This window comes from Fibrella arboris (genome assembly GCF_041321095.1).
In the GTDB taxonomy this organism is placed as follows: Bacteria; Bacteroidota; Bacteroidia; order Cytophagales; family Spirosomataceae; genus Fibrella; species Fibrella arboris.
In genome coordinates this window covers 434,474-448,341 of the sequence record NZ_JBGGWE010000003.1, presented here as the reverse complement: position 1 = coordinate 448,341, position 13,868 = coordinate 434,474, and the positions used below count along the sequence as shown (strand labels likewise).

The 13,868-nt window shown below is 51.6% G+C and carries 12 protein-coding genes; 3 read left to right on the top strand and 9 right to left on the bottom strand.

The annotated features are described in order from the left end of the window. Positions 1-209: 209 nt before the first annotated feature. Positions 210-1,796: a gliding motility-associated C-terminal domain-containing protein gene (locus tag ACAW75_RS06940; protein WP_370727957.1), complete on the top strand. Its 1,587-nt coding sequence runs from the start codon at positions 210-212 to the stop codon at positions 1,794-1,796. Here the strand turns inward: ACAW75_RS06940 and ACAW75_RS06935 are convergent, their stop codons facing one another. Next, a complete protein-coding gene (locus ACAW75_RS06935; protein ID WP_370727956.1) occupies positions 1,797-2,948 on the bottom strand; it encodes an acyl-CoA dehydrogenase family protein in 1,152 nt (383 codons plus the stop codon). A 375-nt stretch (positions 2,949-3,323) separates the two neighbouring features. On the opposite strand from ACAW75_RS06935, the gene ACAW75_RS06930 reads away from it, so the two are divergent. Both ACAW75_RS06930 and ACAW75_RS06925 read left to right on the top strand, forming a co-directional pair. Then, positions 3,324-4,655 carry a UDP-glucose dehydrogenase family protein gene (locus ACAW75_RS06930; protein WP_370727955.1) on the top strand — a complete coding sequence of 444 codons (1,332 nt, stop codon included), beginning with the start codon at positions 3,324-3,326 and terminating at the stop codon, positions 4,653-4,655. Positions 4,656-4,661: 6 nt separating this feature from the next. Beyond that, positions 4,662-5,642, top strand: a complete 981-nt coding sequence (locus ACAW75_RS06925; RefSeq protein WP_370727954.1) for a UDP-glucuronic acid decarboxylase family protein — start codon at positions 4,662-4,664, stop codon at positions 5,640-5,642. A gap of 218 nt (positions 5,643-5,860) precedes the next feature. Here ACAW75_RS06925 and frr read toward each other — a convergent pair whose 3' ends face one another. From frr to ACAW75_RS06885, 8 genes are all read right to left on the bottom strand, one after another. Next, a complete protein-coding gene (gene frr / locus ACAW75_RS06920; protein ID WP_370727953.1) occupies positions 5,861-6,421 on the bottom strand; it encodes a ribosome recycling factor in 561 nt (186 codons plus the stop codon). A gap of 101 nt (positions 6,422-6,522) precedes the next feature. Continuing rightward, on the bottom strand, positions 6,523-7,257 hold the full coding sequence (gene pyrH / locus ACAW75_RS06915) for a UMP kinase (protein WP_370727952.1): 735 nt from the start codon (positions 7,255-7,257) through the stop codon (positions 6,523-6,525). Positions 7,258-7,478: 221 nt separating this feature from the next. After that, positions 7,479-7,976: a biotin/lipoyl-containing protein gene (locus tag ACAW75_RS06910; RefSeq protein WP_370727951.1), complete on the bottom strand. Its 498-nt coding sequence runs from the start codon at positions 7,974-7,976 to the stop codon at positions 7,479-7,481. Between the two features lie 23 nt (positions 7,977-7,999). Next, positions 8,000-9,124, bottom strand: a complete 1,125-nt coding sequence (locus tag ACAW75_RS06905; RefSeq protein WP_370727950.1) for a hypothetical protein — start codon at positions 9,122-9,124, stop codon at positions 8,000-8,002. A 97-nt stretch (positions 9,125-9,221) separates the two neighbouring features. Further along, positions 9,222-10,142 carry a DMT family transporter gene (locus tag ACAW75_RS06900; RefSeq protein ID WP_370727949.1) on the bottom strand — a complete coding sequence of 307 codons (921 nt, stop codon included), beginning with the start codon at positions 10,140-10,142 and terminating at the stop codon, positions 9,222-9,224. A 658-nt stretch (positions 10,143-10,800) separates the two neighbouring features. Then, entirely contained in the window at positions 10,801-11,367 is a 567-nt protein-coding gene (locus ACAW75_RS06895) for a DUF416 family protein (RefSeq protein WP_370727948.1), read from the bottom strand. 30 nt (positions 11,368-11,397) lie between these two features. Then, entirely contained in the window at positions 11,398-12,636 is a 1,239-nt protein-coding gene (locus ACAW75_RS06890) for a DUF4280 domain-containing protein (protein ID WP_370727947.1), read from the bottom strand. Continuing rightward, positions 12,629-13,435, bottom strand: a complete 807-nt coding sequence (locus tag ACAW75_RS06885) for a hypothetical protein (RefSeq protein WP_370727946.1) — start codon at positions 13,433-13,435, stop codon at positions 12,629-12,631. The genes ACAW75_RS06890 and ACAW75_RS06885 overlap by 8 nt, the downstream gene beginning before the upstream one ends. Positions 13,436-13,868: the final 433 nt, after the last annotated feature.

The window sequence follows — 13,868 nt, the reverse complement described above, 5'->3', positions numbered from 1 at the left end:
ATAGTTAAAACATAATGTTTATGTCCGGCAACATTTAATAAGAAAGCAGCGTACCAAAATGCAGTTTAGCTATGATACTCATAGCTTTACAGTTGACTTGCAGGTGGAGCGAATAAGGGATGATAAACGTATACAGACTGAAAAAAGCGCCCAGGTACGTTGTACTCGCGATGGTATTATGGTGTCGCACCGGGCTGGCTTCTCACATCATGGGTGGCGAACTCACGATGCGGGTAGTGAATAAAACGCCCGGCCTGTTTCTGCTTCAAATGAATCAGTACTGGAACGAGCTAAATGCCAATACAGGTAACCGCGATCCGAGTGCAACGGTGGGCATCTTCCGAAAGCGCGATAATGCATTGATGGATACCGTCCGGCTGGTGTTTCGGCAGGCTACGTCAGTCGCCTACAAAAACGTGCTTTGTGCCCAGCAGCGCAACTTACGTACGCTGAAAGCCATCTATAACACCACGTTTCAGTTCGATAAAAACCGCTATTCAGATCCAGAGGGCTATTACATTGCCTGGGATCGGTGCTGCCGGAACAATGACATCAGCAATCTGGCTAATGGCACCAATGTAGGGATGCTTTTTTACCTGGAGTTGCCCGCCATGGTGCGGAATGGAGTCGATATACTCAACTCATCGCCCGAGATTGGGTTTCCCAATGGCGAATACATTTGCCAGGATAAACTGTTTGCCACTGATTTCAGCGCGACAGATGCCGATGGCGACGAGCTTCGTTATTCGCTGGTGACGCCGATGCGCGGGTTCACGTCGGTAACAGATCCGTTAGTGACCCCGGTGGCTCACAATTCTTTCCCGCTCATCTCCTGGGCATCGGGGTTAAGCGCGCAGAACGCCATTCCTGGCAACCCGGCGCTGAGCATTAGTTCGTCGGGCAAATTAACCGTTAAGGCCACCAGTCAGGGATTGTTTCTGTTCACCGTGCAGGTTGAAGAATGGCGCAATGGCGTACGGATTGGGCTGGTACGGCGCGATTTTCAACTGCCCGTTGTCGAATGTACGGCCATTACCCCGCCACCCGCCGTGATTCTCAGCAAAGGCCAGCCGCTAACGGCCGTGTCGGTTTGCGTACCCGCCTCGGTAACCCTTACCACCGAAAACGACTCAAAATGGTCGTATCAATGGCAGAAAGATGACAGTAATCTGATTGGTTCAACCGGGTCGACGCTGGTCGTTAATAGCTCAGGTACGTACACCGTGGTGAAAAGCTCGGCTACGACCTGCACCAACGAAACCGTTTCGCAGGCAGTGGCTGTCACCGTTTCGCCGGGGCTTACCCTCAGCGGAAAGACAGCGTATCGCGTTGTGCCGGGCGTTGGTGTACCGCTACCAGTCAACGCCAGTTTACCCGGTACAGGGCTCACGTGGCAACCGCCCCTGTACCTGAACGATCCAACGGCGTTTAGCCCTGTTTGCACACCGCTCGATAGCGTCACGTACCGGGTTAAGGGGGTTAGTCCGGGAGGTTGCGAAGCTACCATGCGCATTCAGGTAACTGTGGCCAACCGGCTGTTTATTCCGTCGGCTTTTACACCAAATAACGACGGGAAGAATGACACCTGGATGTTGCAGAACATCGAATCGATGCCCGATGCCGAAGTGTTTATCTTCAATCGATGGGGCAGCCTTATTTTTTACTCAAAAGGGTATGCAACACCCTGGACGGGACAAACGGGGGAAACGCCTGTCCCGTCGGGCGTATATACGTACCTGATCCGCACGGGTTTTCCCGATGAATCGTATCGAGGTGAATTGACAGTGCTTCGCTGACTACAGTAACTGTCGGGCAATCACCAGCTTCTGAATCTCGCTGGTGCCTTCGCCAATGGTACATAGTTTGGCGTCGCGGTAGAATTTCTCGACCGGATAATCCTTGATGTAGCCGTAGCCGCCAAGAATCTGAATAGCATCGTTGGCTACCCGTACCGACACCTCCGAGGCAAAGAGTTTTGCCATCGCCGATGCTTTGGTGACAGGCTTGTGCTGGTTTTTCAAGGTGGCGGCGTGGTCGATCAGCAGCCGTGCCGCTTCAATATCTGTAGCCATATCGGCCAGTTTGAAGGAAATACCCTGAAAATTAAAAATCGCCTGGCCAAACTGCTGCCGTTCCTTTGCGTAGGCCAGCGCCGCTTCATAGGCGCCCATGGCAATGCCCAGGCTGAGCGCCGCAATAGAGATGCGACCACCATCGAGCACTTTCAACGATTGAACGAAGCCGTCGCCAATCTCACCCAGCCGTTGGCTGTCGGGTATCCGGCAGTCGTCGAAGATCATCTCGGCGGTTTCAGACGCCCGCATTCCCAGCTTATCTTCCTTCTTGCCACCGCGAAAGCCATCCGTGCCGCGTTCAACCACAAAAGCTGTGGCATTGTGCGGTGTGTTGGGTTCGCCGGTTCGGGCAATCACCACCGCTACGTTGCCAGACCGGCCATGTGTGATGAAGTTCTTGGCACCATTGAGCAGCCAGTCGCCATTTTCCTGCCGAACGGCCCGGGTCCGCATGTTACCCGCATCCGATCCTGTGTTGGGCTCGGTGAGTCCCCAGGCGCCAATATGTTCGCCAGAGGCCAGCCTGGGTAGGTACGTTCGCTTCTGGGCTTCATTGCCAAACAGCAGGATGTGGTTGGTGCAAAGCGAATTATGGGCCGCCATCGACAGGCCAATGGCTCCATCTACCTTCGAGAGCTCAACAATGGCCGCTACGTATTCATGATAGCCCAGGCCAGCCCCACCATAGGTTTCCGGAACGAGCATCCCCAACAGCCCCAAAGCGCCCATCTGCCTGAACTCGTCGGCCGGAAAATGTTGAGATTCGTCCCACTCCCGAACGTGTGGTGCCAGTTGGCGAACCGCAAAATCGCGCACTGACTCACGAATGAGCTGTACAGTATCAACTTGGTTTTCTTCTATTTCGGTGATCATACAGGATCGCTAAGGGCGTTGTTTAGAGATGAAGCAGGTAATAAGGTATATAGGGTAAACGGAATTAGGAAGTTGATGTTTATAGTGGCCATTCAATAAAAAACTGCCTGGTTTGTCTGTAGGATGATTGTCAAAATAGTATAGTTTGATCCCCAAAAATTACCATAGAATAGTGGAGAAAGTAGGCCCTTTAGCTGTATTCTGTGTGGTCCGGGAATTGACAAAAAAATCACTCAATCAGTGTATTGCGAGGCAAACGCGCTCAATTAAGAAAAACGCCTATTTTTGTGCCCGTCGATAGGCAATGTCAAAATAGTACAAAATGACAGTTGACCTATCCATGTAAAAAACGTCTATAGGATATAATCCATTTGTATGAAAATAGCAGTAGTAGGTACGGGGTACGTAGGGCTGGTTACCGGCACTTGTTTCGCCGAGACTGGTAATCAGGTTACCTGCGTCGACATCGACGAGCGGAAAGTTGAAAAGTTGAATAACCGCATTATTCCCATCTACGAACCTGGCCTCGATGTGCTGTTTCACCGGAATGTAGAGGAGGGCCGCCTTAAATTCACCACCAATCTGACCGAAGGCATAAAGGGCGCTGAAGTCATCTTTCTGGCCTTGCCTACCCCACCCGGCGAAGATGGCTCTGCCGATCTGAAATACATTCTGGGCGTAGCCAATGACCTTGGCCCCATTATGGAGCAATACGCCGTGATCGTCGATAAAAGCACCGTTCCCGTTGGAACAGCCGAGAAAGTACACGCCTGTGTCGTCAAGAACGCCAAGGTTGATTTCGACGTCGTGTCTAATCCCGAATTTTTGCGCGAAGGTGTAGCTGTCGAAGATTTCATGAAGCCCGACCGGGTGGTGATCGGAACCCGATCTGACAAAGCGAAGGCAGTGATGAACCGGCTTTATGCACCGCTGGTGCGGCAGGGGAACCCCGTTATTTTCATGGACGAGCGTTCGGCCGAAATGACCAAATATGCCGCTAATGCGTTTTTGGCCACTAAAATCACGTTCATGAACGAGATCGCCAACCTGTGTGAAAAAGTAGGCGCCAACGTCGACGACATTCGTAAAGGCATCGGCACGGATAGTCGGATCGGTAAGCGGTTCCTGTTTGCCGGCATCGGCTACGGCGGCAGCTGTTTCCCTAAAGATGTGCAGGCACTGGCGAAAACCGCGCAGGACTACGACTACGATTTCAAGGTGTTGCAGTCGGTGATGGATGTGAACTACGCGCAGAAAAAGCGCCTGTTGCCGCTGATCAAGCAACACTTCGGTGGCGATCTGAAAGGCAAGACCATTGCCGTATGGGGCCTCGCGTTCAAACCTTATACCGATGATATTCGGGAAGCACCGGCCCTCGACAATATCCGGGAATTGCTGGCGGAAGGGGTAAAAATTACCGCCTATGACCCGGAAGCGATGGAAAACGTGCGCAACATTCTAGGGAATCAGATCACGTTTGCACACACGTCCTACGCGGCCCTCGACGACGCCGATGCGCTGGTTATTATGACCGAGTGGCCGATGTTCCGTACGCCCGAGTTTGAGAAAATGAACCTTCTCCTGAAAAACAAAGTGATCTTCGACGGCCGGAATGTGTACGAGCTCGAGCAGATGCGTGAGATGGGGTATACCTATTATTCAATTGGTCGCGAAGTAGTAACCACCCAAGTTGACCAGCAAGCCTAACGACTTATGAAAAGAGTATTAATAACGGGCGGTGCGGGTTTTCTCGGGTCGCATTTATGTGATCGGTTTATCAAGGAAGGCTATCATGTTATTGCTATGGATAACCTGATCACAGGCGACCTGCGTAACATCGAGCACCTGTTCAGGCTACCTAACTTTGAGTTCTATCACCACGACGTATCCAAGTTTATTCACGTACCTGGCGAACTGGACTACATCTTGCATTTCGCTTCGCCGGCCAGCCCGATCGATTATTTAAAGATTCCGATTCAAACGCTGAAAGTGGGTTCGCTGGGAATTCACAATTGCCTGGGCCTGGCCCGGGTGAAAAAAGCACGGGTGCTCATCGCGTCTACGTCTGAGGTATATGGCGATCCAACGGTACATCCGCAACCTGAGGAATATTGGGGCAATGTGAACCCGGTAGGTCCACGCGGCGTATACGACGAGGCTAAGCGTTTCCAGGAGGCGATGACCATGGCCTACCACACCTATCATGGGCTGGAGACGCGCATCGTCCGTATTTTCAATACGTATGGGCCTCGGATGCGCCTCAACGACGGCCGGGTTCTGCCCGCATTCATTGGCCAGGCGCTTCGAGGCGAAGATCTGACAGTTTTTGGGGATGGGTCACAAACACGCTCATTCTGCTACGTGGCCGACCTGGTCGACGGTATTTATCGGCTGTTATTAAGCGACTATGCTTACCCGGTGAACATCGGTAACCCGGTTGAGATTACCATCAAGGAGTTTGGCGAGGAAATCATAAAACTCACAGGTACGTCGCAGAAACTGATTCTGAAGCCATTACCGGTGGATGATCCGAAACAACGCCAGCCAGATATTACAAAGGCCAAAGAGCTACTGGATTGGGAGCCTAAGGTGTCGCGGGAAGAAGGGCTGAAAATTACGTACGACTATTTCCGCAGCCTGCCTCAGGAAGAACTTTACTCAGCGGCTAATCATCGCGATTTTGTAAAAAAGTAAGGCGTATCGGCTCTACTGCTTATATTTACATCTGGTAAGTCCACAGGGCTTACCCATTTAGCTGTCTTTAAAAAACCTGCTTGCCCTTCGCTTGCAGGTTTTTTGTTTTAATATGTTTAACCGCAACGACGCGAAGGATTACGCAAAAGGGCGCAAAAGATAAAGTAAATCCTTTGCGCCCTTTTGCGTAATCCTTCGCGTCGTTGCGGTTAACGTACCTATACCGTCAGGATGTCGCGCTCTTTAGCTGAATAGGTTTCGTCGACGCGGCTGATGAAGGCATCGGTCAGTTTCTGAACACGCTCTTCGCCCACTTTCACGGCATCTTCCGAGACACCTTCCTTGGTCAGTTTACGAATGGCATCGTTCGTGTCTTTGCGAATGTTCCGTACGTTCACTTTGGCCACTTCGATCTCCTGTTTTACCCGTTTCAACAGATCGCGACGGCGTTCTTCGGTGAGGGGCGGCACGCTGAGGCGAATCAGTTCACCGTCATTCATTGGTGCCAGTCCAATGTTGCTGTTCCGAATTGCCTTCTCGATTTCGCCAATCATCTTCCGGTCGAACGGCTTAATGGCAATCGTCCGGGCATCGGGCGTCGTAACCGACGCTACATTGGTGATGGGCGACTTCGACCCGTAATAGTCGATCTGGATGCCGCCCAGCATATCGGGGGATGCCTTACCGGCCCGAATCTTGGTTAATTCGATAGACAGGTGTTTGAACGCCTTTTCCATCGTCTCTTTGGCGTCATCGAGGTATAATTCAATCTCTTCCATAATAAATCAGTTTACAGTCTACTGTTTGCTGTTTACTGTTGCGCTGCTTTTCCAGGAACGTTGCCTGTGGCAGCGCAACAGCAAACAGTAGACTGTAAACTCTATTTTGTTGGTAAATCTACGGTGATTAACGTGCCCACCTCTTCGCCCTGTACGAGGCGTAGCAGGCTGCCTTGCTCATTCATATTGAAAACGATGATGGGCAGGTTATTTTCCTGGCAGAGCGTAAAAGCGGTTAAGTCCATCACGCTCAATTTCTTCTCGTAAACGTCCTGGAAGGTGATGTGCGTGTAACGGGTAGCCGTTTTATCTTTCATTGGGTCGGCAGTGTATACCCCATCCACTTTCGTGCCTTTCAGCACTACATCGGCTACAATCTCGTTGGCACGCAGAGCGGCCGTACTGTCGGTGGTGAAGTAGGGGTTACCCGTTCCGGCTCCGAAAATAACGATACGCCCTTTTTCGAGATGCCGGACAGCCCGCCGACGAGCGTAGGGTTCGCAGATTTGTTCCATCTTAATGGCCGACATCACGCGGGTGAACAGCCCCTGCTTCTCGAATGAGCTTTGCAGGGCCATGGCGTTGATGACCGTAGCCAGCATGCCCATGTAATCGCCCTGTACACGGTCGATGCCAGAACGTTCGCCCGAGACTCCCCGAAAAATATTACCACCCCCAATCACGACTGCCACCTCGACGCCTAGTTCGACCACCTGCTTGATTTCTTTGGCGTATTGCTCCAGAATGGCTGGGTCTATGTTGTAGCCGCCAGGGCCTGCGAGTGCCTCACCACTCAATTTGAGCAGGATGCGTTTGTACTTGGGTTGTTGAGCCATACAGAGGGTGCCTTTTTTGCGGGGGCAAAGATAAGGAAAGCGGCGAAAGGTAAGAAAGACACACGCCAGGAAAGGAGAGATTCCGTTCAGGCGAGTGTGCTCATTACGGGTGAATCAGTAGGCCAGGTACGTTGCCAGGGGGGAGGGGCTTGCTGCAGATACAACCCAGAGGTGGCCAGCAGGTATTTCGGGTAGTGTGGTAGTAGGCCTGGTACCCAATTCTAAAACTCAACCAATACCTGCCCTTTCTCTACCCGGTCGCCTTTCTGGATTTTGATGGCTTTGACGGTGCCATCACCAGGGGCTTTGATCACGTTTTCCATCTTCATCGCTTCCAGGATCAGCACGGTATCACCCTTGCCGACGGCATCACCGGGTGCTACCGATATACCCACAATGAGGCCCGGCATAGGGGCTTTAATGTCGTTGACCTTGCTGGCCGCCGCGTTGCTCATGCCCATTTTTTCCAGCAGAAGGTCGAACCGGTCTTTCACCTGCACCTCATGGATATGCCCATTGATTTTCAGCTGCACTGTCTTTGTCGCGGCGTCAACGGCGATTACTTCGACCGAATAGGACTGGTCGTTCTTCAGAATATGGAAGTTGCCCTCCCCCAGTTTCGACAAATCCCACCCATAGGGCTCATCGTTGAGGGTAATGCCCGTTGGCTGAATGGCGATGCTAACGGGCGCGGCGTTGTTGACAGAAGCGGTGTACATTGGGAAGGTTCAGGTTAGTGGCGTCAGGATCTTTTCGGCGTCAGAAAGGTACGAACGGGTTTTGTAAAAACGCCTGAGAGGGTCGATACGTAAATGGTATTCCGGAATTGTGCTACCGACGTGATCTTGTTCCCATACAGCCCGGTATTGTCCAGCTCAACGGGCGACAGCGTTGTTGGGGTGAGTTTCAGCTGGAAAAGCTGACTGTTGTATGTGGCGATCAACTGATCGTTAACGGTTTTATAGGTGAAAAGGCGATAGGCATCTGGAAGCTGATCGACCAGGATTGACCAGGTGTTTCCCTGATCGGTAGAGGAAGCTAGTTTAAGTGTACCTGTATTCGCCGTAGTGATACCGTATACGGTTCCTTTGAACGTGAACAGGTTTAGAAAGGGATAAGGATAGGTTTTCTGATACGATCCGTCGGGGGAAATCCGGTAGGTGCCGCTGCCGGCCGAAACCAGAAAATAGCGGCCAATACTGCTCATTGCCCGCAAAAAGTTGCCGCTGGGCAGGTCGATTAGCTTCGTGTTGCCTGTTGTGAGCTGTATAGAAGGCGGACTGGGTACGTTCACCGTGATCAGGGCAATATTGACCAGGTTGCCGTTGATCACCGGCGTGCTGTACGACCGATCATAGCGGCGGTAGGGTACGATCAACTGGTTCTGGTTGTTGGCAACCATTGTTTCGCCAGTACTCGCAGGAATAAGGTCAAAATCGGCAAAATCAGGATCGAGCGATGAAAGCCGGACTATAGTGTTGACGTAGCTCTGTACCGGGCTGGCCGTAGGCACAATGTTGATGAAGTCGTTGATGATAAACCCTAAAAAGGAGGGGTGCAGCAAAGGACGATAGTCGGTGCGGCCATAGGGTTGGGCCTGCCCTGAATAGTGCACAAACGTCGTGTCGGTTTTAGATGGTGAGTCACCGGGGGCAATGGCCGTTGTCTGGGTGCCGGCCAGCATGATCAGGTTTGTATCGGCATAGCTGGTGAGCTGAATTTTCCGGTCGAACAGGAAGTCGTCGTTAAGCTGCCAGGTGAGGCCGGGGTCGGGGGTTGGCGCTGGTAGGTCAGTACCTTTTTCCTTACAGGAACACAATAGGCCAATAGTTGTGAGTGTAAGGCAAAGCCGGAGCAGACGAGTCATATACTAGCGGTTGAAGAGCGTCGCCAAGTATACGAATATGACTGTAATTGCCAGTTATGGCACGATGAATTTGATCGATTGGCCTGCTTAAAAGGCCTTACTGCTGTCGGTTCACCAGATAGATGCCGAGCAGGCTGATCGTTAAGCCAAGGTACTGCTGGATATAGATCGTTTCGCCATCGAAGAGTCCCCAGACAACGGCTACTACGGGAATCAGGTACGTTACCGAGGCCGCGAAGACCCCCGATGCCAGTTGTACCACGCGGATAAACAGTACCGATGTAATCCCCGATGCCATAATGCCTAAAAACAGTACCGCACCCAGTGGAACCAGGGTATTGGTCGCCATAGCCCGGCTGATGAAATCGGTAGACAGCAGAAAAATACCGGCGATGGGGCCAACGAAGGCAAACGTCCAGGGCGTGGCAACGAGGGCAGGCAGGTGACTCAGGTATTTGCCAATGAGGTTGGTATTGACCCCGTACATGATCGTTGCCAGCACGACAAGCAAGGCGTAGCCGTTGATGGTGAACGTACCTGTAGCACTAAAAAAGACCAGGATCAGCGACCCCACGAACCCCAGCAGGATCCCCCATACCTGGTTGGCCTTGAACTGTTGCCTGAAAAGTAGTGTACCGGTGAGCAGCACAAATATCGGGCTGAGTGAATTCAATGTGCCTGACAACGAACTGCTTAGGTGGGCGCCCGCTTCGGCAAATAAAAAAGCTGGTAGCAGAAAACCCAATACACCCGATGCCAGCAGCGCCAGCCAACGACTGCGGAGCGCCAGTTGCACATCAGGTTGCCGGGCCTGAACAACCAGAAATGGAATGAAGAATAAAAAAGCAAAGAAAATCCGGCCCGATGCCACCTGCTGAACCGTGAAAGCACCCAACGCTTTCTTCATCATGATGAACGAACTTCCCCACACCAACGCCATGCACGTGAGCAATACCCAGGCAAGCAGCGGGCGTTTTTGGGTAACAAGAACAGGTTCAGTCGTAGTTGTTTCAGTCATAGATAGAGCTACTGGTAGGTTGGCTTGTTTGGTTAGAGATGTACAATTTTTTGGGGATCGTCGCCTGGTTAATCCGTCCATAAGTTTACGTAAATTTTTAGCCCTGCCATAGCCTTACACAGCCTACTGCACACTCAGTAAGAACCACCTGATGAACCACCTCTGATCCAGCAGTCTGCGGGCTTTGCTACGTTTGCAAGCCCCTGGCCGTGCTCCTGTTGGGCAATACGGATCACCTCTTCTAGCAACGCGATCTTTACCCTGGCTTGCTGGAGTTGCTCGGCAAGCTTCGGTTTCTCCAGATTTGGTGGGGTAGGCTCTTTGGGTGGAGTGAACCACTCGCTTGTACTTTTCTTAGTCTTGTCTGTCAGCTTTCGGCGAGGCGGATGCCCCCTGATGTTACCGAAGCCATCGATGCCTATGGCCAATGCCCTATTGAATGGCTAGCTGGCGGTAAATAACCCCTCCATTGAGGTGCCCCTGGCTGATTTGTTCGCGACTGGGCTGCGCTGAGTGGCCGACCATACATTCACGAGGTTCGTGTAGACCTACTTCAGGACGAGACGCCTTTCACACCCAGAAAGTTGCCCGATTGGCCTTCATTCATTCATGGGAGTGATGCCTGTCTGCCTGTAGGCCGTAACGTGGATCAGCAGAGCTATATGACTATTGCGTTTTGGCGACTTAGAATTCGTAAAGAATTTACAGATTCTTGATTTATGTCCATGTTATTGATAAACTCCATGAAATCTAATTGAAGGCCAATTTCCTGCTCAAGATTTGGTTGCGTATCATAGTCTTCATTTCCCATTTTATCAAGTGTAACTCCATCAACTGTATCAACTGTCTTACTGATAGCCTCTTCCAAAGAACTTAAATCATTATTTTTTATGAATTTGATACTACAGAAGAGGGCTAGAGCAGCATTCTGCCCATAAATTACCTCTGTTCCTCCATCTTCGTACTCCTCGGTGTCTGGAATTCCTTTTTCAACTTCAACTAAAATATTAGTCAAATCACGATTTGCCAACGAATCAGGCTGTAAGACATATTCGTATGCCTTATCTAAAAAGTAAAGCATATTTTCATGTGTTTGATCTGTATCCCACTCATCTTCAAATGCCTTGAAAAAATGAATTATCCGTTCGGCCTGGCTCAAGCCTAAAAGGCATTGTTTCGCAAACGGCAGTTGAGCCATTTCAGACAGGAATTGTTCTGGGTACATTATTGATGGGATGTATTGACAGTGGTAAAGTTATGGTTTTTTCTTTCGTTGTCTTTGTGGTTTACCACTTGGTGGTGCATTGGGGGCATTGCTACTGTTTGCCCTGTTTCGGCTTCGTTTACCGCTGAAAGGTGTATCTGTACTAACTTTATTTTGATGCATCGTACCCTGACAGTCCAGACAGACATGCCTTGATGCGTCAACATGCTCTACTTCTTTAACGTTTTTAATTATTGTTTCCTCGGCATGGCCCTTCCCTTTCACGGGTGTAATGCCCTGTTGCTTGGCCCATTCTCTTTGCACAGGTGGTACTCTTTCATCACTTGATGAAATGTATAGCTTCCCGTTCTTATCTCTGCCAACCGCAGTAGTTTTATAGCGCTGTGTATCAGGTTTTAGAAGCGCGTGGGCTTCATCAGCAAGTTGGCGTGTAGTGGGTTTTGGGGCAGGATTGTTTTGAGGTGGGATAGCCTTAGGGGTAGCCCGCATTTGTTGTAAACGGTTGACACCTCGCCCTGTAAGCCCGCCAGCAATGATTGCTGCCGTAGCGCCCACCAGGACTAACCCATTCTCTTGGCTTGGGTTATGATAAAAGGCCTTGCCCAGATAGCCCAGACTTATCACGCCTGCCACTGCTGCGGCCCCCGCCAGCAAAGGTGCGCCAACTGCTGCAATGCCGCCTAAGGCCCCCAGTCCAGCTCCCATCAGAAACCCCGATGCCGCTCCACTGGCTCCACCCGTTATGCCTCCCTGCACAGCACCAGCTACGCCGCCCACCGCTGCGCCTGTGGCGGCGGCGGCACCAAGCACCGCCAAAGCCGTGCCACCACTGGCGACCACGATGGCTACCGTACCGACCACGGCCCCAGCTATCAATAAGCCTGTAGCAATATCGCCCCAGAAATTGGCATCTTCTTTGGCCTCCTGTTCGGCCCCAGCATCATCTGCCGCCTGCTTGGTGAAGTAGATCCTGATCGTGCCTCCCACCGTACACTGACAGGTGGAGGTGTCTAAGATAGGACTCTGCCCCAGAGTACTCACATCGGCCTGTGTCCCCTGCCACACCACTGTCGCTGGCACACAGGCTTTAATGATGGCACACACCCCGAAGGTGGGAATGTTCACCATCGGGGTAGCATCGAATTGACCGGCCCAATCCTGCCCGTAGAGCTTGACGGTCTTGGGGATGATTGTCAGCCGCCCCGTCAATGTCCCCTTGTCGCAGCGCAGCCATACCCCGTTGGGGATGTATTTATCGCCATCAGCCATTGGCTTCCAGAGTTAGGGTGTGCTGGGTGTAGTGATGATACAAGCCCTCAATGACCACACTCAGCTTCTGGGTGGCTTCCAGTAACGTGGCATCAGGAGCCAGTTTGTAGTGTTCCTGCCCTTCGATACGATGCACAACCTGAAAGTTGGGTAGACCCATTGCCTCTTGCGCCATCGCCCGAAGGCGGTCTTCATCTAACTGGGCTGTGTCAGCTTTGAGTACCACATAGAGGTCAAGGACACCGGGCATCTGTAGGCTGTTTTGCACCGTTGTTTCCACTGTCAGTGGCAAGTCAATGTCACCGAAGAAGCCCGTCATCCGGCGAGTGCTGATGCCTTGGCGCACCTGCCCAGTGGGGCCGAACAAAGCAGGCATCAACACGCCATAAGCTCCTTTGTGCTTGATGTTAACCAGCAGGTCGCCCCGATAAAGCTGGTACTCAAAGGCGTTTAAAAACCGTACCCCGTCCTGAGTACGGGCGTACTTGTTCCATAGGAAAGGCTTGAGTTGCTGCCAGCGTTCCTGTAACTTAGGCAGGTTATGCAGATGTAATAACTCGCCCAGCGGCCCTACCTCGAAGACTAACCACTCGTTGATGGGGTTGAGGTCGTTGAGCAGGTGGGCCATAGGTGACTGGTCGCTCTGCCGGAAGACGACTTGCTCAATACTGAGGATGGTAATGGGTTCGGTACTTTGTTTATACGTAGTCTGCCGCAGTGTAGTATCGATGGAATTGCGGATGGTCTGGTCTTTAGCCGAGGTAGTAGTATCGGTCTGGACGCGATAGGTACGTATCATGGCTGGGTACGGCAACGGGTCAGTTTAGAAAGTGGGGTCGTAGTGGGGAGGAATAAGTAAACGAAATAAGTTGAAGCAGAGCGTAATAATGCTACCGATGGATAAGATGAGGTGGTCGGTTTTTGGCGGACAGCCTCCTGCCAGTTTGAGCGATATCTTTAAACTCGAATTGAGCAGGACTGCACTGTTGTAAGCCGGCCTGCTTGTACACCATATCGTGATAGTTGTCGATTTTTAAAGTACTCGGAGATTGAGGATCGGACGGAATGAACTACTCGATCATACTTTTCTTAGTCTCGTCTGCCGCCTTTCGGCGAGGCAAATGACCCTGATGTTGTAAGACGCCATCGATGCCTATGGGGATGGCCAATGCCCTATTGAATGGCTAGCTGGCGGTAAATAATCCCTCCATTGAGGTGTCCCTGGCTGATTT